Below are 20,811 nucleotides of genomic sequence, written 5' to 3'. Positions count from 1 at the left end.
CCAAAATAATAGCCAAGTGTAGTATTTTGCGGTTAAAAATCCCAGTTTTTCGCCTTTCAATTATTGTGAGTGTCTAAGTTGGCAGCAACTTACAGCTCATCAAACGCTTCAATTGCCTCTGATAGCTTTTTCACGCCGTGAATTTGCATTCCCTCAATACCACCTTTGGGCATATTGGCCGCCGGCACTATTGCTCTCTTAAAGCCGTGCTTAAATGCTTCATTAAGACGCTCTTGTCCGCTCGGTACCGGGCGAATCTCACCAGCCAAGCCCACTTCCCCAAACACCACCACGTCTTTAGGCAATGGACGATCTCTAAAGCTAGAAAGCAGCGCCATCACTAATGCAAGGTCAGCACTGGTCTCTGTCACCTTGACCCCGCCAACCACGTTGACAAATACGTCTTGGTCTGCCATCTGCAGACCACCATGCTTGTGCAGTACCGCTAATAATAGAGACAAGCGGTTTTGCTCAAGACCCACAGCAACTCGACGTGGATTCGCTAGTTGCGAATAATCCACCAGCGCTTGAATCTCGACTAGTAGTGGTCGTGTGCCTTCCCATACGACCATCACCGAACTGCCTGAGGTTTCTTCATCACCGCGCGAGAGGAAAATCGCTGACGGATTACTCACTTCACGCAAGCCTTGTCCAGTCATGGCAAATACGCCCAGCTCATTAACTGCACCGAAACGGTTTTTATGGCTACGCAGAGTTCTGAAACGGCTGTCTGTACCGCCATCAAGCAACACAGAACAGTCAATAATGTGCTCAAGTACTTTTGGACCAGCCAAGGTACCATCTTTAGTTACGTGACCAACGATAAACACCGCAACATTGTTTTGTTTGGCATAGCGTGTCAGTGCCGTTGCCGACTCACGCACTTGCGCCACGCTACCCGGAGAAGATTGCACATCGGAAACATGCATTACCTGAATCGAGTCAATCACCATGATCTTTGGCTGCTCTTTTTCAGCAATTTGGCAAATGCGGTCAACGTTGGTTTCAGAAAGCATTTTTAAATGATCTTTCGGCAACCCTAGGCGTGAAGCGCGCATGGCAACTTGCTGAAGCGATTCTTCACCCGTGACATACAAAGTCGGCATTTGGGCAGATAAGTAACACATGGTTTGCAGTAGCAACGTCGATTTACCAGCTCCAGGGCTACCACCGATCAAAATCGCTGCTCCCGGCACAATACCGCCACCAAGCACTCGATCAAGCTCTTTGAATCCACTAGTAAATCGAGGCACTTCTTGCAGGTCGATTTCTGACAAAGTCTGAACTAAGCTTTCGGAGCCAGTACCCGCATAACCGGTTAAACGTTCATTGCGAGCCGCTGCAGGAGACGCCGCTAGACGCACTTCACTGATCGTATTCCATGCTCCACAAGCACTACATTGCCCTTGCCAGCGCGGAAAATCTGCGCCATAACCTTGGAAATGAAATTAGACGAAAACTTAGACAAAATCAAGATTTCCATTATTTCGTAGTAGGTTACAGCACTCGGCTAACAAAACGACAAGAACCTAAGGTTTTGTCTAACTTTTTGGTGATTATAACATTACGTCTAACCATTATCTAAAAAATTTAGACAGCTTGAACATCATCACTCCACTGAATATTTTTGCTATTGCGATGTTAACGCGCTAAAGCACACTCCTAAACTAAATGAGTTGCATAGATATTTGAGCATACATAAGATAGTTCAATCGAATTGAGGGTGCTATGAATCGAAAAAGCAAAACTAGGCTATTGTCGTCAATTGCCATTTTTATCAGCGGGTACACACCTTTATTTTTGATTATGGTAATCAAAGATGTGAAGGCAATCACTTGGTATGAGCATAACCTTGATAGTTCAATCTTATCTTTCAGTAAGATCTCTATTCCCTACTGGTTTGAATTTAAAAATGTAGAAATAGTTGTATCACTTCTTCTTTTCTCGCTCTTAAGCTTAGCTCTTTTAAGCTATGTCATTAAAAATGTTACGAAAAAACCATTTCCTATCCACATAGTAGCTGCCAAAAGCCGTTCAAGTGAAGTAGTCAACTATACGATTCCATACATGATTTCGTTTGTTGCTTTTGATTTAAGCAAGTGGCAAGACATACTATCGTTATTTTTGTTCCTCTCCGTTTTATGCTTGCTATCAGTTCGAAGCCAAAGTGTATTCATAAATCCTATTCTAGCTGCACTTGGTTATGGGCTGTATGACTGTAAATACAATGAAGAAGGTAATGATAAAGAGTGTGTTTTACTGTCTCAACATGATCTTTTGGCTGGCAATAATGAAAGCTATGTAAAGCTCAATAATTATATGGGAATCATCTCCAATAAAGGTACTTAAATGCAAGAAAAATTGCAGGTTCTAAATCGAATCCAAGATATTCAGTTTAACGATCTTAACGTGCGGCTGTGGGTTGTTAAGAAAAGCACAAATTCTGCTCAAAACTCATACCGAGCATTGAGTGCCTCCATCGAAGGCTTAGATACAGACTTAATTGCGACATTACGTAAATTCTTTTTCGGGCTTGAAAACCAAGTTGAACCGATACGAGAACTATCTGCCTATTCTGCTCTTACAGTCGATATCGATGAAGATAGAGCACTAGTTCATGATATCGAAGCAACTGATTTTTCTACAATCGTAGAAAAAATTCGGCTTGGAGCAGACAACCCTCCAGTAACTGATATTCAAGAATTCCATAATGCTTGGGCACTAGTTGTTGAATTTAGTCTGAACAACCACAGGTTTTATGCCTTCTCCAAGGTCAAAGGTGGCTGGAATCTAAAACGGGTATCTAGTGTTTCTAACTGGATCTTTTCTGATGGCGATTTCAAAAAAGTAGAAGTGAAAAATACATTTGCGTTTAGAGATTACTTCGATTTCGTTGCATATAATGATGATGTCTTTATCCGAGACAAAGCTAACTATGAGCTTGGCTTAAATATTCGTGAAGGTCTTGAAGCCAAACGAGATGTGTTAGTTGATGCTCTTGCTGCACATGGAATCATCACATCTGTGGATGATTTAAAAATAGCTATTGGTACTAACAAGACGCTACTCCGACGCTTAGTTTCAGCGGAAGAAACCCGTTACTTTGAAGACCAACAGTTCATTGAGGATATGAAATCAATCATAACGGAACATCAGTGGCAAATCGGCGTAGATGATAACGGAAAATTTATTGTTGATGAGAATAATATTGACCTGTTCTTGAAGTTAATCAACGATAAACGCTTTATTTCTCTAATCAAAAAGCAAATGGTTGATGCCGATAGAGTTGAGATCGTAGAAATAACGAACAACACCAATTAGTTGTATACAACGGTGGAGTTTTAATCATAAAACTGGCATTAGCCTAGTTAAGAGCTGTTTTTATGATGATTGAATGGTTGCTAGCCTAATGGCAGGCAGTAAAAAGGCGCATCCAAAATGAATGCGCCTTTGTTCTTACGGGTTAACCAGTTCCGCTTGCTGCAAAACAAGCTCAACTGCATCTTCTTGGCAATCAGGCGGGTAGCCCGTTCTCTTAAGAATCTGCTTGATCTTAATTCTCATACGAGAACGTAGGTTCTTACGTTTAGCCCAGTCAGGTTGAGCGCTTTTACGAATCTCTGCTGCCAACTCTCGTGCAATAAATAAGATGTCTTCTTGCTTCATTGCATCTTTAGCAGATTCATTTGCAAGTAAGGCATCAAAGAAAGCTAACTCTTCTTTTGTTAGATCAAGTTCATCACCACGGTCAGCCGAATCTCGCAGTTCTTTAGCCAGCTTGATTAACTCTTCGATTACAACACTCGTTTCAACCGAGCGGTTGCGATACTTATCCAAAGAGTTTCGAAGCATTTCAGAGAATGTTTTGTATGCCACAGCGTTCTTCACGGTACGAGTTTTTATCTCATCCTGAATTAACTTTTTGAGCATCTCCACCGCAAGATTCTTGTGTTCAGTCTTTTCAACTTCTGCAAGGAAATCATCATCAAGAATACTGATTTCAGGCTTATTCAAGCCTGCGGATTGGAAAACATCAACAATGTCACCAGAAACAATCGATTCTGAAACCACCTGGCGTAGAGCTGTTTGTACATTCTCGTCAGACATGCGTTGCTTCGATGTCGTTGTCTTTTTGATCGCCGCTCGCAATGTTTCAAAGAATGCAATTTCTTCTTTGATGTCTTTCGCTTCATCCATACAGCTACATAAGCTGAATGCTTTCGACAAAGATAACGCCGCTTTATCAAAGCGCTTCTTGCCATCTTCTAGGCTCAGAATATGGTTCATTGCTTTTGCGAGCAAACCAAGTGTATTAGTCTTGTAATCGCTGTAATCAAAGCCATGCATAATACCACGGCATACGTCTAACTTAGTCATCGTCACTTCAAGGGCTTTTGCTAAGTCAATTGTCGGCTCGCCCTTACCGCTTGCCGTGTAGTTGCGGATTGCGTTTCTTAACTCTGGAGCAATACCAAGGTAGTCAACAATCAAACCACCTTCTTTGTCGCGGAATACGCGGTTTACACGAGCAATCGCCTGCATCAAGTTGTGACCTTTAAGCGGCTTATCGATGTAAATCGTATTTAGGCATGGAGCGTCAAAACCCGTTAACCACATATCACATACGATAATTAGCTTAAGCTCGTTATCTGGGTTTTTAACGCGCTTCGCAATTTTTCGTTGAATCGGCTTCTTATGGATGTGTTTTTGATACTTTTCAGGATCCGATGATGTACCTGTCATGATAACTTTCATGCATCCTTTTTCGGGATCGTCATCATGCCATTCAGGTTTTAATTCGCGCAGTTTATCGTATAACTGAACACAGGCTTCACGGCTAATACACACCGCCATCGCCTTGGTTAGCGTTACTTCTTCACGTTTACCGAAGTGTGATAGTAAATCTCGTGCTAAACGATCAATGCGGTCTTCGGCGCACACCAATGCTTCCAGTGCTGCGTTTTTAGATTTAGTCTTAGACTGGTCATCTTCGTCATACTCCGCCACCAAGTCCTCAACGGTTTGATCAATGTCTTCATCCTTGACGTTTTTGTTCATGTTAAGTTTGATTAATCGGCTTTCGTAATACAGTTTTTTCGTTGCGCCATCACGTTGCGCTTGTTCAATGTCGTAAACCGATACATCCTGACCGAATACAACACGGGTATCACGGTCTTCCATTTCAACTGGAGTCCCTGTAAAACCGATAAAACCTGCGTTTGGAAGCGCATCTCTCAAGTGCTGAGCATAACCATACTTCATCTCACCCGTTTTACTGTCTACACGCGCTTTCAAACCATATTGTGAACGGTGAGCTTCATCTGCCATTACCACAATGTTATTTCGCTCTGTAAGCGCAGGGTAGCGAGTTTCACCCTCATCAGGAGAGAACTTTTGCATTGTTGTAAAGAAGATACCACCTGATTGCCTGTTATCTAGCAGCTCTTTTAGGTGGTGACGATCTTTTGCTTGAATTGGTGTTTCACGTAGTAACTCAGCATTGATGCTGAATGTTTCAAACAACTGCTCATCAAGGTCATTACGGTCTGTTACGACGACAATCGTTGGGTTGCGCATTTCTGGCGCAGCCATTAGCTTCGCACTGTAGAAGCCCATTGATAAGGATTTACCTGAACCTTGAGTATGCCAGAACACACCACAACGCTGATCACCATCGTGTCTCGTTGCTCGGATCGTGCTTTCAATCGCAGCACGAACACCGTGGAACTGGTGATAGCCTGCAATCTTTTTAATTACTTTTTCGTTATCACATTCAAACGAGATAAAGTATTGCAAGTAATCTAAGAGCAATTCTTGATTAAAGAAACCTCGCACCATCACTTCTAGCGCAAGCGTATCTTCAGAATCATCACGAGTGCCATCAATGGTACGCCAAGGTGTGAAACGGTCTCTATCTGCGGTCAGAGAACCGATGTAAGCCTCAGTACCATCAGAGATGATGACTGACTCATTAAATACAAACAGGTCTCTTAGGACGTTCTTGTACGTTTGAATTTGATTGTACGCTTTCCATACATCGGCTTTTTCATCTGCTGGGCTTTTAAGCTCAAGAACCGAGATTGGAAGACCATTCAGGAATACAACGATATCTGGGCGGCGATTGTCTTTCTCACCATTTGTGACACCATCAACGGAGAACTGGCGCAATGCTAACCAATCGTTATTCTGATTCGTAAAATCGACTAGGTAGACTTTATCGCCTTTAGGATGTCCTTCGCTGTCTTCGTACTCTACCTGAATACCATCAATCAGTTGGCGATGAAACGTATGGTTTGCATGAGCTACTGACGGTACGGTAGTAAGAAGTGTGTCGATAGCGGTATCGATACAGTCTTCAGGTAGGTGAGGGTTGATTTTCATCAAAGACTTTTTGAGACGTGGTTTTAAAACCACGTCAGAAAGCGATTGGCGTTCTGGTGCCTTGCCCGTTGGCTCCAGGTCTCCGCCATGAAGAGTTTGGTAGCCGAGACTGCCAAACCAGACCATACAATGGTCTTCTAGCATTTCTTCAGTTATTTTCATAATTTTATTCTTAGTTATTGTTTTTATGATATTAAACTCAAAAGCCCAGCTCTTTCAATGAGCTAGGCTTTGATTGTTTTAGATTGCTTCTGCAAGTTCCTTTTGTGCCTCACCAACTGTGATCTGACCTGAGATCAGTTTTGGTAGGAGGCGGTCGCGAATTTTTTCTAGAACAACAGTGCTTTTTGTATTTTCAGCAATTTTAGAGAAAAGCGGCTCCGCAATGCGATGGAACTCTTCAACGATAGAATCACTTGGATTGACAATTAAATACTCTCCAACTAACGCTCCACTAACTCGTTGCCTTCCACTAGTCCCTGTCATATTCTTAATTGCATAAGCCCTTAATTCTTCCGTTCGAGCTAACAAATATACATACTCTCGAAAGAATTTAAGTTTTGGGTTCATGACAATAAACTCAGTGGATCCCCATGCTATCTCATTCTCTGGAATGCAGTTTACATATGCTGTTTTTCCGTTTTCTAAACATGGCGTGATTCGAGCAAGTAAAGTATCGTGGTTTTGAAACTTTGTCCCTGATTTAAACTCTTTCTCGGCAACTTCACTGATACTCATTGAACTGGTAGGTAATGCCTTCATATCAATATGATGAGTCACAATCCCTTTTTTAAGAGTTCTTTTGGGGTTAATGTTCACTCGCTCAGAAAGTGATGAAACTCCCCAAGTTTTAGGAATCATCCCCAATTCAGACTCTTCAAATTCGCTTGGGAACAAAGCTTGGATCTGTGGAGATAAACCATCGAATGCCACGCCTTCTTTGTTCGCCCTAACAGGATCGAAGTCGATGAACCAAGACTTAAAGATGCGCTGAGCTATCTTTTCGAGGGTTTGGTTCATTGACTTATTAATTGCGATTTTTCCGTCTAGAGAACCCAAAATAGTCGCTATTTTTTCCTGAACATTAATATCAGGTAGCTCTAGCTCAAGTTTCCTTAACTCACTTTGCTTGATACCTTTCACTGTAGAACCAGAGGAACGACCGTCCAAGGCGGATTGCATTTGGGATGACATTAACAAGTATTTGAGATAAGTATTATCTAAAACGCCTTTCTTCCCTCTCAGCGTTACAACTCTTTGTGCTAGAGCTACATAGCTATCTTCAAGTTGAGCAACTTGTCCAAGAGGTGCTTCAACAGTTAGAACGACATCCCCAGTTTTTGGTAATCCCCTGACCATCCACGAGTCATAGTTTTCGGGAGCTATAAATTCGTTTGGCTCTAGTATCTCACCATTTTTTATTACTTTCGCTGTAATCAAAGGAACTCCCGAAAGCGTTTTCTTAGGGGTTTTTCCTCTGTAATCAATTAAAGCCTCAACTGCATCTTCAAGGGCGACACATGTTGTCTTAGATGTCATAACCAACCTCCGCAAGCGAAGCCTTGATTTTATCATCAAGCAAAACTGATTTATTAATCTGCTCAGATAGTTGACCAGTTAGGATAGCCATATCTTCTTGGTATGAAGCTTCATCTTCTTCAACTTCCGCAGCACCCACGTAACGACCTGGGGATAGCACAAATCCAGCTTTCTCAATATCTTCCAGTTTGGCTGACTTACAGAAGCCTGCAATATCAACGTATTTGCTATCTTTCTCAGCAAAATCAGTCTTAGCCCATGCATGGTAGGTGTTAGCGATTTCCATGATGTGCTCTTCATCAAAAACAAGCTGAGCACGGCTTTCTAAGCGACCAAGATGACGAGCATCGATGAACAGAGTTTCACCTTTACGCTTCTTATTCTTGTTGAAAAAGAAGATACAAGATGGAATTTGAGTATTGATAAATAGCTTCGGTGGTAAAGCAACCATACACTCAACTAGGTCATCTTCAATGATTGCTTTACGGATCGCATCTTCGTTGTTAGCAGTTGATGTCATTGCACCATTTGCCATTACCACACCTGCACGACCTGTTTCGTTTAGGTGGTAAAGCATATGCTGGATCCAAGCGTAGTTGGCATTGCTATCTGATGGTTGTCCCCATTTCCAACGAACATCACCTGCGACTTTTGCTGCACCCCATTTCTCTTGGTTGAATGGAGGGTTAGCCATGATGTAATCAGCACGTAGGTCTTTATGTAGATCATTTAGTAGCGTATCGGCATTCTCTTTACCCAAGTCAAAATCTAGACCACGAATGGTCAAGTTCATCGCTGCCATCTTCCAGGTGGTATGGGTATATTCTTGGCCGTACACACTGATGTCGCCGCGCTCACCACCGTTGCGTTCCATGAACTTTTCAGAACACACAACCATACCGCCAGAACCAATAGCTGGCTCATACAATTGCCCTTTAGTTGGTGCAATCACTTCAACGATAGTCGAGACAATACTTTCTGGAGTGTAGAAAGCGCCAGCCGAGGCACCCTCTGCCAAAGCGAACTTACCAAGAAAGAATTCATACGCCTGACCTAATACGTCAGCAGAGCGATGTTCTTTCGAGTTAAAGGTCAACTTACCTAGCAAGTCAATTAACTCACCCAACTTCGATGATGGAATTTTTAGCAAACCAAAGCCACGATACAACATGCCTTTCAATTGAGAGTTGTTGTCTTCAATCGCTTTAACTGCTTCATCTAGCAGTTTCGCAATATTGGTTTGTTTTGCGGATCCTACAAGGAAATCCCAACGAGCTTCTTCTGGAACCCAGAATACGTTTTCAGCTTCGTATAGGTCTGGATCGTTAATGTCCATTCCGTAGTAATCATGGTTTTCGTCTGCAACCCATTCTTTTAGGTTTACTTGAAGCTCAGTGAATGAATCACTTACGTATTTAATGAACAGTAAGCCTAGCACTGGGTGCTTGTATTCTGATGGTTGCAACGCACCACGTAGTGCTACTGCTGAATCCCAGAGCGTATCGAAAAAGGCTTTTTCGCCAACATTCTTAACCATTTGTATAGTTCTCATAATAAGTAGGTTTTGTATGATTAATAATCTATCATATTGCTCTTGATATGTCCACTTATGTTATGTAACATAAGGAAAGGTTAATTTATTTAAAACAGTAACTTATGAAAAAGATGAAAGGCGAATCTGGACGCATCGTGTTAGAGATTGATCCTAAAGTAAAAAAGCAGCTTTACAGTAAAATTAACCGCGATGGAAAGACGATGAAAGATTGGTTTTTGCAAAAGGCAGAAGAGGAATTCCCTGAGCTGTTTAAAAAGCCCAATTAAATCTTGCATCATGAGACCCGTAACTGTTCACCCGCGAGGCATAGACAGTGAATAGGAAATATGCATTGATGATATCTTTAGCACTGACTGCTATTCATATTGGCTGTAGCCACTAATTTCAGTTTATTTCGCTAGACAGCATAGATCGCGAGACAAAACAAGATGCTCTGGGTGAACAGTTACCATGAGACCCTGCTACAGAATCTCAATTTATTCTTAGCTATGTTTTGAAATAATTATTGCATCTGAAGATTATGATTCTGTCGAATACAACTCTTCAAGATCAATAAGATGCATGTTAACAATATCATTCACACCTAAACAACCTAATTCCAATTAGAACCAAAGGCTCAACTGAGCCTTTTCTTATAGGGCTAATCATGAACGTTTAAAATCCAAGATATTCTCCGTTTTTTGAATCATCAGTTTTCTTTGCTCATCTCTTGGAATCAATGCCCACATTGAACTAATCACCTCATCAAGTTCTACCACCTTTTCATTGAGCGCTTTATCCTTCAGATCTAACTCCTCTTTCAACTTTTTCAAATCAATTGTCAGTTTTTTCTTTGCTTCCTCTGAACGTTTTAGTTTCGATTCTAGTTGTTGATAAATAGGAGACGACATAATATCACTTTCCGAAATATTTTCTGAAAGTTGACTTTTTCCATGTACCCGCTCGGCTTCGGCCTTGGCAATATCTATAAGAATCTCTGGGTAGTGCCTTAAACAATTATTAGAAAGCTCAGCCTCTTTCTCAACTCCAGACTTAGTAATTTGATATGGCTTATTAGCTTGAACTTTTCGCTTGAATCCTATTGTATTTGGTGTTCTATTGATAAGTCTTTCTAATGCTTCTCTCAATTTAATTTCTGTTGATTTATCCGTCATATCCCCTCCTAATGATTGTTAGCTTTAATCAACATTTTCGACAAGCTTTCATTTAAAACATAAGGTTCATATTTAAAATTCAAGTCGTCCATGATCTTCTCCGCCGCTCTTATTGTCATCAGGAGCTTAGATAAAGAACTATGATTAATCTCATTTCTCTCATACAGTAAATGTAGATTTCGCATCGCATCAATTCGTGATGTTTCAGCAAAGGCGACATCTTCGATGAAATCAAATTCACAATCCACGCACTCACTGAGATCAATATTGATCCTCATTGAGCAGAGCTTGTTCGTACACACCATGCTTGGGGCAATAACATGCAAATGTTTAACATCGTTTTTCAACTGCTCAACCCAATACTCTCTAGACAACAAATTTTTATTAGCTCCATCTTTGAAATAACTGACCCCTTGTCGTGAGATCTCTTTCGCGGCTTCCTTACCTTTTCCTCCTGCAACTCGTTCACCATTGGCTAATTTGCTATAAATTCGCACATATATATCTGCAAGTTGCTCAACCCTTTCCTTTTCAACTTCTTTATAAATTTTAGGGAAATTACTACTATTTCTGGCATACCAACGAGTCATTGAAATAGATAAATGACTAAATTGCTGCTTCAATGCAGGAAAAGAGCAAAGCTCGTAACCAACTAAGTAATAAGCTAAAGATCGTCTTAATGTATGTGGCGTAACTGAGAATTTATCACCTAAGCCGAGTTCTTTTGTCGGATCAGATACATTAAGATAAGCAAGATCTTCACTAGAGAGAGATAGACTTACGTTAGAAAGATTTTCTATCGCTTGAACAATAAAATTACTAATTGTGGATTTATTGCAAGGCTTTACTGACTGACAACTTCTAAATCCCGCCCACATCCTACGTTTATCTTTACCTGAAAAACGTTTATTGAAGTTCCTATAGACAGCAGAGAGAACCTTAAATGCATCATATCCGTCTTCTGTTGTTACAAATGTATCTTTTTTTGTTTGAATACCTTTCTTTATCTTTGACTGCCTTGTAGTCAATATATAAACCATATCTTTTTGTGACGTTCTTTTATTGTCTGACGTTTTTAAAACCTGGGCACCAAACTCAACATGCGCCCCATATAATTCATCAATTCGCATACCAGATAATTGTAAGCATACAAAACCACATGTTCCGACAATATCTCTAAGTAATTTTTTAATCTCTACAAGACCGTAGAGCTTTCCATCAATAATTGTTTTAAATGCGTCCCTTCTAGCAGGATTAATTGTTATTTTATAATCTATTTTCTTAAAGATACTCATCCATAATGGATTTGTTTCATAGTCAATAAGATCAACACCTTGCTCATTTAATTTATTAACAAACTCAATTGAACGTTTAGTTGGTTTAATAGCAAGCTTTCTTTTACCATGCCTAATTTCCTTAATCGCTTTTTCTAACTCTATTTCTTCCCAAGCGAGCAGCTTCTCAACTGCTAATTCAATCTCCCAAGCAATCGACTTATAATATTTCACTCTATCTTTCCCCCACTTCATTAAGTCGAAGTAAATTCGCAAAGGTACAACAGAAAACTGGTCTGGCTCTTTCCATTCTTTAGAGTATAAGGCCGATTTCAATCGACTAAATTTTAATTCAAAAGGAAGCCAAGGAATTAGATCGTAAAGCGCATTTAAACCTTCTAAACGCGTTCGAGTATTAAATACAAATGGAGTAGAATCATATATTTTATCTAACTCTTGATTTGTGACCATTGAAAAATCATAAATACCATTATCTATTAGAGTAGGTATGATTCTTTTTAATTCATTCAATCTGTTTTTTATTGATTGTAATTGAATTTGATTAGGCGATAGGTATATAGAAACAACTGCAAACACTTTTAATTGGAACTGAAATTCCAATGTAGGGTCTTTCAATAATAATACATTACTATAATTTTCGATATCTATACAAAAATCTAGGTTTGTATTACCACCATCAAATTTCAAATCTGCATCTGAGAAAGCCCAGCAATCATCTCTAAAGTGAATGGAAATGCCGTCATCCTGAAATACTATTAACTCATTTAAAAATTCTGAATTACCACTGGCTAACAAGCGTTCTAAGGTATCAATAAAAGTTTCTTCATCAGGTAAAAAAGATGAAAGTATGTTAAACTTACGTGATTCGATAAGAGCTGCTGAGATCATACCTTGCCTTTATGTTTGTTATTTGAACAAAAAATAACGCCCATTCTCTTCAAATAGAGCATCCGCTTTTTCTAGTGTTTTTTCAGGTAGTAGCTCTAATAAGCTTTCATACCTGTCAATCCGATTCTGAAAGGACTCCACTCTATCTGGCATTTTTTCAATTGCATCGTACAAAGAATCTATAAAGCTGACTAATTTATACACAGACTCAGCATCATCGATTAATTGCATATTTTTACAGAAAATACATAGATCATACTGAAAGCAAGTAATATCTTCTCCATCAGCAATAATGCCATTTTCTTTGGCAAATTTTTGAGCCGCATAATGTTCATTCTTCCCTTCAATAAGTTCAATCTTGCCATTACAAGCTACACCATTTGGATTGGATGGGTACTTACTGAGCTTCCATTCCTCGTAAGCTAAAACATTTATCTTACGTTTTACTTTTAGCTTTGTTTTAGCATTGTCTAGAGAATCACCATCAGCAAGGTGTCCGATAATTTCCAACCCTTGACTTACCTGCTTCATATTGAGCATGGGATGCCCATTTATATAACTCTTACTCTGTGTTTCCTTACTATGTTGCATTACATCCCTAGCTTGCCTGCCAAGGTCAGCATCAGTATAAAAATTGTGACTGTTGTGCGCTCGGATTCTACTAGAACCAGTGCTGAGTAAGTAAGCTCCATGATCAATCCCTAGTTCTAATAAAAATTTACGCTTTACAGGCATCTCATGACCAGGCCATTGATATGTCTCAGATCTCACCCCCATAGGTAGAAAATATGCAGGACGCGTTACCTCCCTTCCTCTAAAACCACTTTTCGTTGGATTAAATGTTTCCGCTCGGGTTTCTATTCGTTTCAAAGTTTGCAAATAGCGCTTAGCTGTAAAAAAACTCCGTCTTGAACCATCTAGATAGTCAATACATACTTCTATATCTCCACTTTCCTCGCACGCTCTATAACTAAGAGGAATTAGTGCCCCTTTTAATGGTATGTCGGTTAAACTCCGAACAAATGCGTAAACAAGAGAATGCACTCGTGTTGATTTCATCACATCCGTTGTAGTTTTTCGGGAGATAGTTCTAAAGCCTGTCTCATCCATCTTAACAGAGATCCTTTCCCATTCTCCTTTATCTAAGTATTTGCAAACCACCATCTTCAGATAGTCAGAAAGACCAGATCTATCTTCTGCAAGTAAACCAAGTCTGAAAGTTAAAGCGTTTAGAAGACCATCTAAATCAAATTTTTTTAACTTACCATCACTATCTACAGTATAAAAAAGTTTGCCGAATTTCTCTGAACTACATTTTCTTGATAATTCAGAGAATGTATTAATAAATACCAAGCCATCTGTATGTTTGTAATTTCCTCTTTTTATAAAATCAGCCAAAATAAAACCAGATTTATTTCCTTTAGCCTCAGTATCGTCTAAAGTTCCATCTTCAATACCAACAAAATATGCCTCAACATCAGAGCCTTTCCGTCCTTTATACCCTTTCACTTTTACATATTTTTCAGTACGACCTTCTCTTCTCTGAGTCACGACGGTTAATGGGTGACGCACATCTCTAATTTGAGTATCATTAAATGAAGTATAATAACAAAAAAGTATATATGCTGAGATCATCATTTGATTAAACGGTAAATTATTATGATTTTTTGTATCATCGACCCGACTACCTAAGTCAATTAATATTTCTTGTTCACCGCGTTCAAAACCAAATTTACCTATAGATATATCATCCAATCTCTGAGGTAACTTATTATATTCATCGAAGTAATTTGATATCTGTTTAGCCAAAGAGAAAAAATACTGTTGAACTCTTGACAAAATAACATTCAACTCATTATCGGTGTGAGGTTCTACATTACTAACATCAGCGTCTACATTTGGTCTCCTAGCATACTTCTCTATCAGAGAAACAGAACAACCTGCTATACGTAACGATTCTTTTATTGCACTTGCATAGGAATTAGCACTTGATGATTTAATGCCTAGCTCATCTCCATCCGAGTAGTTAAATTTAAAAGGCATTGGCTCGTTAGCTAATTTTTCCTGCCTAGCTAACTCGCCTTGCATTCCTAATATTCCTTCTATTCCATCTCGACTAAATGGATTTAAACTTTTACGATCACAAAGCTTAATATATCGTTTAAAGCATCTAACCTGGTTATCTTTACTAGCTTCAGATAACTCACAATTACGAAAGTGATTATATATTTTCCGAATAAAGTCATAACGACTAGGTATCGCAAAATCATTACTTGGTTCACAGTCAATATGGCAAAAATCTCTAAGATTAAATTTTGACACCTTGTCATGTTTAAGATGAAACGTTAATGACATAAAAATATCATCAGGTTTAGTATTCTCTGACTGTTGATTTACATTTTCTTGTGTTAACAATGCAGATATTGGACTTTTTGCCACAACTTAACCCCTTGTTAGTTTGAGAATTTATTCGCCCTAGCGTTTTGCATTCTGGCAAACTTGAACCAGTTATCCCTGACATTCATAAACTTAGTGTACTTCTCTGTCATCGAGGGATTTTCGTGTCCCATAATCTCTTTTAGATCTTCCAGTAACGTATCAAATGGTAATCCCGTTTCCAAATATCTATTACATAACCAATGTGTTGCGAACGTAGATCTAAGATCGTGAACTCGATAATACCAAGTAGGATGAGTTTTCATTATCAAATTCCTTATGGCTTCAAAATGTTTTTCAAGCGTATTAGGAGAAAATGGATAACCATCAGACTTTACAAATAAACAATTATGATTCAACCAAGATTTATTTATTGCATTTGCTCTCACTGTACTCAAACGATATTGATTTAATTCGTTCATCAATTCAAAAGGTACTTCGATAGTACGCTCTTTATTAAACTTCGTTTTACAACCATTTCTAATCTCACTAATTGTGCATTTTACAAACTCTGCTTTTGGTTCTTGGACTTCAGATAAAGGAAATGTAATTAACTCCTCAAGTCTTAGACCTGTTCTTATCGAAAGTTTAAGCATAAGATCTTTAGGATTATTAAAATCATCATCTAGTCTATCTAAAAATAACTGCATATCTATATCAGACATAGGTTTTAACTTTTTATGAGGCTCTGTAGATTGCTCATAACCAAATTTTTTTGTTAATCCTGTTGTCAAAACAATTATGCTATTCATTTCTTTTTCTAAATGACCAAGTTTACGACTATCAACTTTATTTTGCTTTAATTTTCTTCTACTGACAGTGATCGATTTATACTCAAACGGTACAAAACTCTCACTTATTTCAATAATCTTTGAAGCATTTAAAAAGTTATAGTATTCCACAACCTTTAATATGTAACTTTTTGCCGTACTTCGAGAATAAAAGCCAACGTTCCCATCCCCTGTGTCACGTTTTAAGTTTGCTAACAAAAAATCACGAAACTTATAAACAACCCCATTTTCTTTATCAGAATTAACATCATATATAGTCAATCTATTGATAAGCATAAATCGATAGAACGCTAATAAAGCTTGAGCATAATCTTTTAATGTTTTGTAATCAGAATGAGGTTTAGCTTTAAATCTAAGGAACAGATTTGCTGGAATAACGTTTCTACCTCTTCCATCACACAAAAGAGGTATTTCAATCAAGATTGGATATTGTGATTTAGTTAAGTTTGGTTGTAAATTCAAGTCATTTTCATCTTTCCTGAAAAAACACTTTGGATACTTATCTACTGTTGTTCTTACAATGGAATAATCACCATTCCCAAATGATTTTGATATTGACCGAATTTTTTTCGCCATAAACACACCTGCGTAGCAGTTTAATGCACTTCTACTGAAGAGCTTCAATCACATCACTAATTTTTGCGACGGGAATTATTTTTTGGTCGGGATTAAGTTCTTTAAGCATCGAGCTATGATAGTTTGCTTTAGGTATGTAGATTTGCTTCTTACCATGCTTTACAGCCTCTTTAACGCGAGCAACACCACCTTGTACTTGGCGAATTTCCCCTGTTAAAGCGACCTCACCAATAAATACTGAGTCTTCTGGTGTTGGTTTTGAGTTTATAGAGCTAACTAATGCAGCCATAACAGCAAGATCAGTTGATGTCTCTGTATCCGCTATTTTAAGACCACCGACTAAACTGATGTTGATATCATAGTAGGTACTAATTCCACCATGTTTTTTCAAAACGGCTGTTATTAATGCGAGCCTTGAATAACTAATTCCAATACAGTTTCGAATTGGTTTTTCACCTTCAAACTCTGTCGCTAAAGCTTGAATTTCTATCAAAAGATTTCTCGCACCATCTTTAATAACGGTTACAGCAGATCCTTCATAACGTTCTTCGCCCCCACTAAGGAAAAGGCGGCTAGGATTATCGACACTAATCATTCCTCGCTCAGTCATTTGAAAAATACCAACCTGATCTGTGTCACCAAAGCGGTTTTTGTCGGATCTCAGTATTCTCACATTGCTTTCCGTGACATCAATATGAACGGTGGTATCGATGATGTGCTTTAGTGTCTGAGGACCTGCCATTTTGCTATCTTTATTTACCTGCCCAACTAATATCAGCGTAATCCCCTCAGTTTTGCATAAACGGTTTAGTATCTGGGCACAAGTTTTTACCTGTGTAATACCGCCTGCACTTCCCTCCACACTTGTTGATTCAAATGCCTGGATTGAATCAGCAATAAGTAGCTTAATTCCATACTCTTTAACAGCAACAACGATATCTTCAATACAATCTGAATCATCAACCCAAAAATTCTCGTCATTGAACTGAAGCCCTAATCGTTCTTGTGCCCTTTTTTTCCATTGACTTAAGCTTTCTTCAGCCGTTACATACATCGTTGGCATTGTGTGACTCATATGCGAAGCAATTTGGGTTAATAACGTTGTTTTACCTGCCCCTGGATCTCCCGACGCTAGAACAACTGAACCAAGGGTTAAACCGCCACCAAGAACTCGATCAAACTCGGACTGACCAGTTGAAACGCGATTAGCCTCTATAACCGATACAGCCTCAAGCTTCCTTGCTCCTTTCCCACTTGATCCCGCATAGCCTCCTGAACTACTCCCTCCCGTCGCTCTATTTAATGCGGAGGTAGTTTTTGATACTGCTGTAGGTCTAAATTCATTCATTGTGTTCCAAGATTTACAACTTGGACATTGACCTACCCAGCGTGGCGAGTCATAACCACACTCATTACATAGATACGCTATTTTACTTTTTGCCATTTTCTCGCTCTTATTTTGCAAAACAAATACAAGTAACCTATTCCTCACCAACTACCACTTGCTAAAACATATAAGCGATAGAAGACCTAATATCCGAAACTCCTAAAGTAAAATACATTCCCGTTTACAGCTTCTAATGACAAGCATATAGGGACCAGTCGCAGAATGTCTAACTTTTCCTCCAACAAAAAATCAAGACTATGCGTCTAATCAAAAAATCAAGACTAGCACCACAGTCGTTACATACGTATGCGCGTTTTGCTTTTGCCATGTGACCTCATTTAAATTTTGTGATGGTGGCTACTGATTGAGCTCTCTATTGACTTGATTCGCAGTAACATATCACTAAAGATCTATTACGCAAGGTCGATATTATACTAACAAAGGACATTCGCTAAAAAAGCATGCAAACTGAAATTTTCTCCATCGCTGAAAAATTGCTTCCGGTATACAAAACGGAAGATTTTGAACTGTTGCTGTCTAAATTGACGGACGGAGAACATCCGTCGTTAAAAATTCTGGTCAAGATGGAACTCAAACGCCTAATGTCCCCCTGCTATCGTTCCATCGATTTGCGTGGTCGAGTGAAAGGCGAATGTCGAGAATATGAATTGGATGGCATCACCCATTGGCTGGATGATGTTGCGTTCAACACTTACCACAAAAATGTACGTAAGTATCACGGTTACACTGAAGGCGTCTTCGATGCGTTAAGCAATACACGCAATAGCTTCAAAGTCATTAACCAAAACGCACAGCCGAAGCCGATTGAAAACGAGGAAACCACCAACGTTTTTAATGCAGAACCTGTAGTAATGGGCTTTGATCTTAAACGCAAAGAAAACCGTCTTAAACTGTCGACTCAGATTGTGATTCATCTTTCCAACGAACAGTTGGTCCATGGTGTGACTTCTGATATTTCACCTTCAGGCGGCAAATTCAAAGTGCCTTCTGCGTTTCACTATAAATTAGGTGAAGTGATTACCATCCAGTTTTCAGAGCTGGCAAAATCCACCTCCATCGGCAAGATAACAGAGAGCATTTGCTATCGCATTGTCGGTATCGATGAGTCTTTTGAAAACGACGCGGTTAACTTTCTGCGCGTAATACGTCTTGATAACGCTGAGTTGATTAACAATATCATGGCGTACTGTCTGCATAATCAAGTGCAGCGCTCTCGCCACGACAATCAAGATAAAGTGGTTCGTGCTCGCTCAAGAGGCTATGAGCATAACTACTTAAAGCACACCTTTAGTCTGCCAATTTTCTTCAGCGGTAACGAACTTAAGCTGGTTCTGATGACTGAAAACAATCAGCATATTTGGCAGTACTGGAATGATGATCGCAACCAACTTACGCTTGCCAATCTGTTCAACCCTGAACGTCTAGAGCAAATGACAAAGCCGGGGATGCGTGGCAGCAACAGCGTGCTTTACACGTTCAAACATAAACACGCGGATAAAGACCTGTTTTTCTCAATGATGATCCCAGAAGCAACGCGTGAACTTCGTCAATTGTTCTGGCATGTTGGGGCGCATCGTGACAGTTGGAAGGTATTTCGCATTTCCGTTTTTGAACTCAACGATGAAGAGCGTAACGTTTTTAATGATTTACCAAAAGAGACGATTGATTTAACCAATGGCTTAACGCATGTCGCCATGTTGCAGGAAATATCGGATCACAGTGCAGGTTCTGACTACCTGCTTAGTGAGAAACCTCGCCTAGCGAGTTCCGAACTCAAACGTTTTTGTCATAAACGTAATAGCTCGCATATTCCTGTTAGTATCTACTTTGACGCACAGAATCGCCGCAAAGAACCTCGCTACCAGTTCCGCTCACCGCTGTTTTTAACTTATGAAGACCAACAAGCCTCTGGTGTGACGCTCGATATTTCAAAACACGGGTTGTATATCGCCTTAAGCTCACCGATCGAACTTAAAGCCGGTCAAATCTGCACTATCAACTTCAGCGAGCTGCAGTTATACGATAAATCACTGCCACTTAATAAAGTGCCATACAAAGTGATTCGCGTCAGTCCAGGAGGAAAGCGCGTCCAACTCGTGATTGAAGATACCTCAAAGAACATCAATACCATGAAGTTTTTTGGTCGTCTCATCGAGCATAATCGCAATAAGTTAGTCGCCACTCAAGAAACACTACCAAGCAATGAAATGCTGGAAAATCTGCATAACATCCTACTTGAGAGAATGATTAGTACACCTTTGTTTGTCGAGAAGAAAAATAACAATCTCAAACCCAAAGTGGTCGGTGTGAGATACCCATTACCGGGCTACCTCGCGCTCTTTGCGAAAGTGGGACGCAACAACCGACTGCTACTGGATAGCGTGTATAAAGGGCGCACCACAACTCTTTTAGCTGCACCAATGAAACGCATTGAAGGCGCAAAACCACAAGCCCATGAGTTATATATCTCCGCGATTAAGTTTGGTACTCGATTACAAACCTTAGCAGCAAAACTATGTACTGAGTTTGAATCAACACGAGAGCGTATCGACTTTATTAAGAACAGCCAAAATATGGGCGAATTCTATGCGGTGCGTATCTGCTCAACACCAATTTTTGACCCACTCACCGCAATGTTACGCAAAGACATTGAAGAGCTGACAACCATTAGTTTGCATCAAGCACGCAGCTTGGAAAAAGAGATCTCTACTCTCGTTGGATTCAGTGAGTTCGTCGATATCACTGAGGAAGTATTGATCCGCCTCGAACTAACTCAATAACCCATTGC

Annotated in this window: 12 protein-coding genes and 1 pseudogene; 4 read left to right on the top strand and 9 right to left on the bottom strand. The window is 39.5% G+C overall.

Annotation, left to right across the window (positions count from 1 at the left end; genetic code table 11):
- Positions 1-89 precede the first annotated feature (89 nt).
- Positions 90-1,430, bottom strand: a pseudogene (radA, locus tag GZN30_RS01400) (DNA repair protein RadA); the annotation flags it as partial.
- A 298-nt stretch (positions 1,431-1,728) separates the two neighbouring features.
- Here radA (GZN30_RS01400) and GZN30_RS01395 point away from each other — a divergent pair.
- A complete protein-coding gene (locus GZN30_RS01395; protein WP_161987021.1) occupies positions 1,729-2,349 on the top strand; it encodes a hypothetical protein in 621 nt (206 codons plus the stop codon).
- Positions 2,350-3,321 (top strand): Kiwa anti-phage protein KwaB-like domain-containing protein, encoded by a 972-nt coding sequence (locus GZN30_RS01390; RefSeq protein WP_075652250.1) that lies wholly within the window; start codon positions 2,350-2,352, stop codon positions 3,319-3,321. It abuts the gene before it with no gap.
- 135 nt (positions 3,322-3,456) lie between these two features.
- Here GZN30_RS01390 and GZN30_RS01385 read toward each other — a convergent pair whose 3' ends face one another.
- The 3 genes from GZN30_RS01385 to GZN30_RS01375 all read right to left on the bottom strand — a co-directional run bounded on the left by GZN30_RS01385 (position 3,457) and on the right by GZN30_RS01375 (position 9,457).
- Positions 3,457-6,543 carry a type I restriction endonuclease subunit R gene (locus tag GZN30_RS01385; protein ID WP_083627221.1) on the bottom strand — a complete coding sequence of 1,029 codons (3,087 nt, stop codon included), beginning with the start codon at positions 6,541-6,543 and terminating at the stop codon, positions 3,457-3,459.
- Between the two features lie 78 nt (positions 6,544-6,621).
- Positions 6,622-7,920, bottom strand: a complete 1,299-nt coding sequence (locus GZN30_RS01380) for a restriction endonuclease subunit S (RefSeq protein WP_075652251.1) — start codon at positions 7,918-7,920, stop codon at positions 6,622-6,624.
- Positions 7,910-9,457 carry a type I restriction-modification system subunit M gene (locus GZN30_RS01375; protein ID WP_075652252.1) on the bottom strand — a complete coding sequence of 516 codons (1,548 nt, stop codon included), beginning with the start codon at positions 9,455-9,457 and terminating at the stop codon, positions 7,910-7,912. The genes GZN30_RS01380 and GZN30_RS01375 overlap by 11 nt, the downstream gene beginning before the upstream one ends.
- A 119-nt stretch (positions 9,458-9,576) precedes the next feature.
- Here GZN30_RS01375 and GZN30_RS21255 point away from each other — a divergent pair, with 119 nt between their 5' ends.
- Complete coding sequence (locus GZN30_RS21255) at positions 9,577-9,741, top strand: hypothetical protein (RefSeq protein ID WP_165388033.1); 165 nt, start codon at positions 9,577-9,579, stop codon at positions 9,739-9,741.
- Positions 9,742-10,119: 378 nt separating this feature from the next.
- Here GZN30_RS21255 and GZN30_RS01370 read toward each other — a convergent pair whose 3' ends face one another.
- From GZN30_RS01370 to radA (GZN30_RS01350), 5 genes are read right to left on the bottom strand one after another with little or no spacing between them, the layout of a single operon-like run.
- The gene (locus GZN30_RS01370) at positions 10,120-10,629 is read right to left on the bottom strand and encodes a hypothetical protein (protein WP_075652253.1); all 510 of its coding nucleotides are present in this window, start codon (positions 10,627-10,629) and stop codon (positions 10,120-10,122) included.
- 8 nt (positions 10,630-10,637) lie between these two features.
- On the bottom strand, positions 10,638-12,812 hold the full coding sequence (locus GZN30_RS01365) for a phage integrase family protein (protein WP_161987020.1): 2,175 nt from the start codon (positions 12,810-12,812) through the stop codon (positions 10,638-10,640).
- 18 nt (positions 12,813-12,830) lie between these two features.
- On the bottom strand, positions 12,831-15,251 hold the full coding sequence (locus GZN30_RS01360) for a hypothetical protein (RefSeq protein WP_139312265.1): 2,421 nt from the start codon (positions 15,249-15,251) through the stop codon (positions 12,831-12,833).
- A 14-nt stretch (positions 15,252-15,265) separates the two neighbouring features.
- Positions 15,266-16,615, bottom strand: coding sequence for a tyrosine-type recombinase/integrase (locus GZN30_RS01355; protein WP_075651295.1), 1,350 nt, complete (start codon positions 16,613-16,615; stop codon positions 15,266-15,268).
- A gap of 31 nt (positions 16,616-16,646) precedes the next feature.
- Positions 16,647-18,059 (bottom strand): DNA repair protein RadA, encoded by a 1,413-nt coding sequence (radA, locus tag GZN30_RS01350; protein WP_075651293.1) that lies wholly within the window; start codon positions 18,057-18,059, stop codon positions 16,647-16,649.
- Between the two features lie 404 nt (positions 18,060-18,463).
- Between radA (GZN30_RS01350) and GZN30_RS01345 the strand changes: the two genes are divergently transcribed.
- Positions 18,464-20,803 (top strand): PilZ domain-containing protein, encoded by a 2,340-nt coding sequence (locus GZN30_RS01345; protein ID WP_075651291.1) that lies wholly within the window; start codon positions 18,464-18,466, stop codon positions 20,801-20,803.
- Positions 20,804-20,811 lie beyond the last annotated feature (8 nt).

The sequence above is a fragment of the Vibrio ponticus genome (assembly GCF_009938225.1).
GTDB lineage: Bacteria > Pseudomonadota > Gammaproteobacteria > Enterobacterales > Vibrionaceae > Vibrio > Vibrio ponticus.
This window is presented reverse-complemented; position numbering and strand designations above follow the sequence as displayed.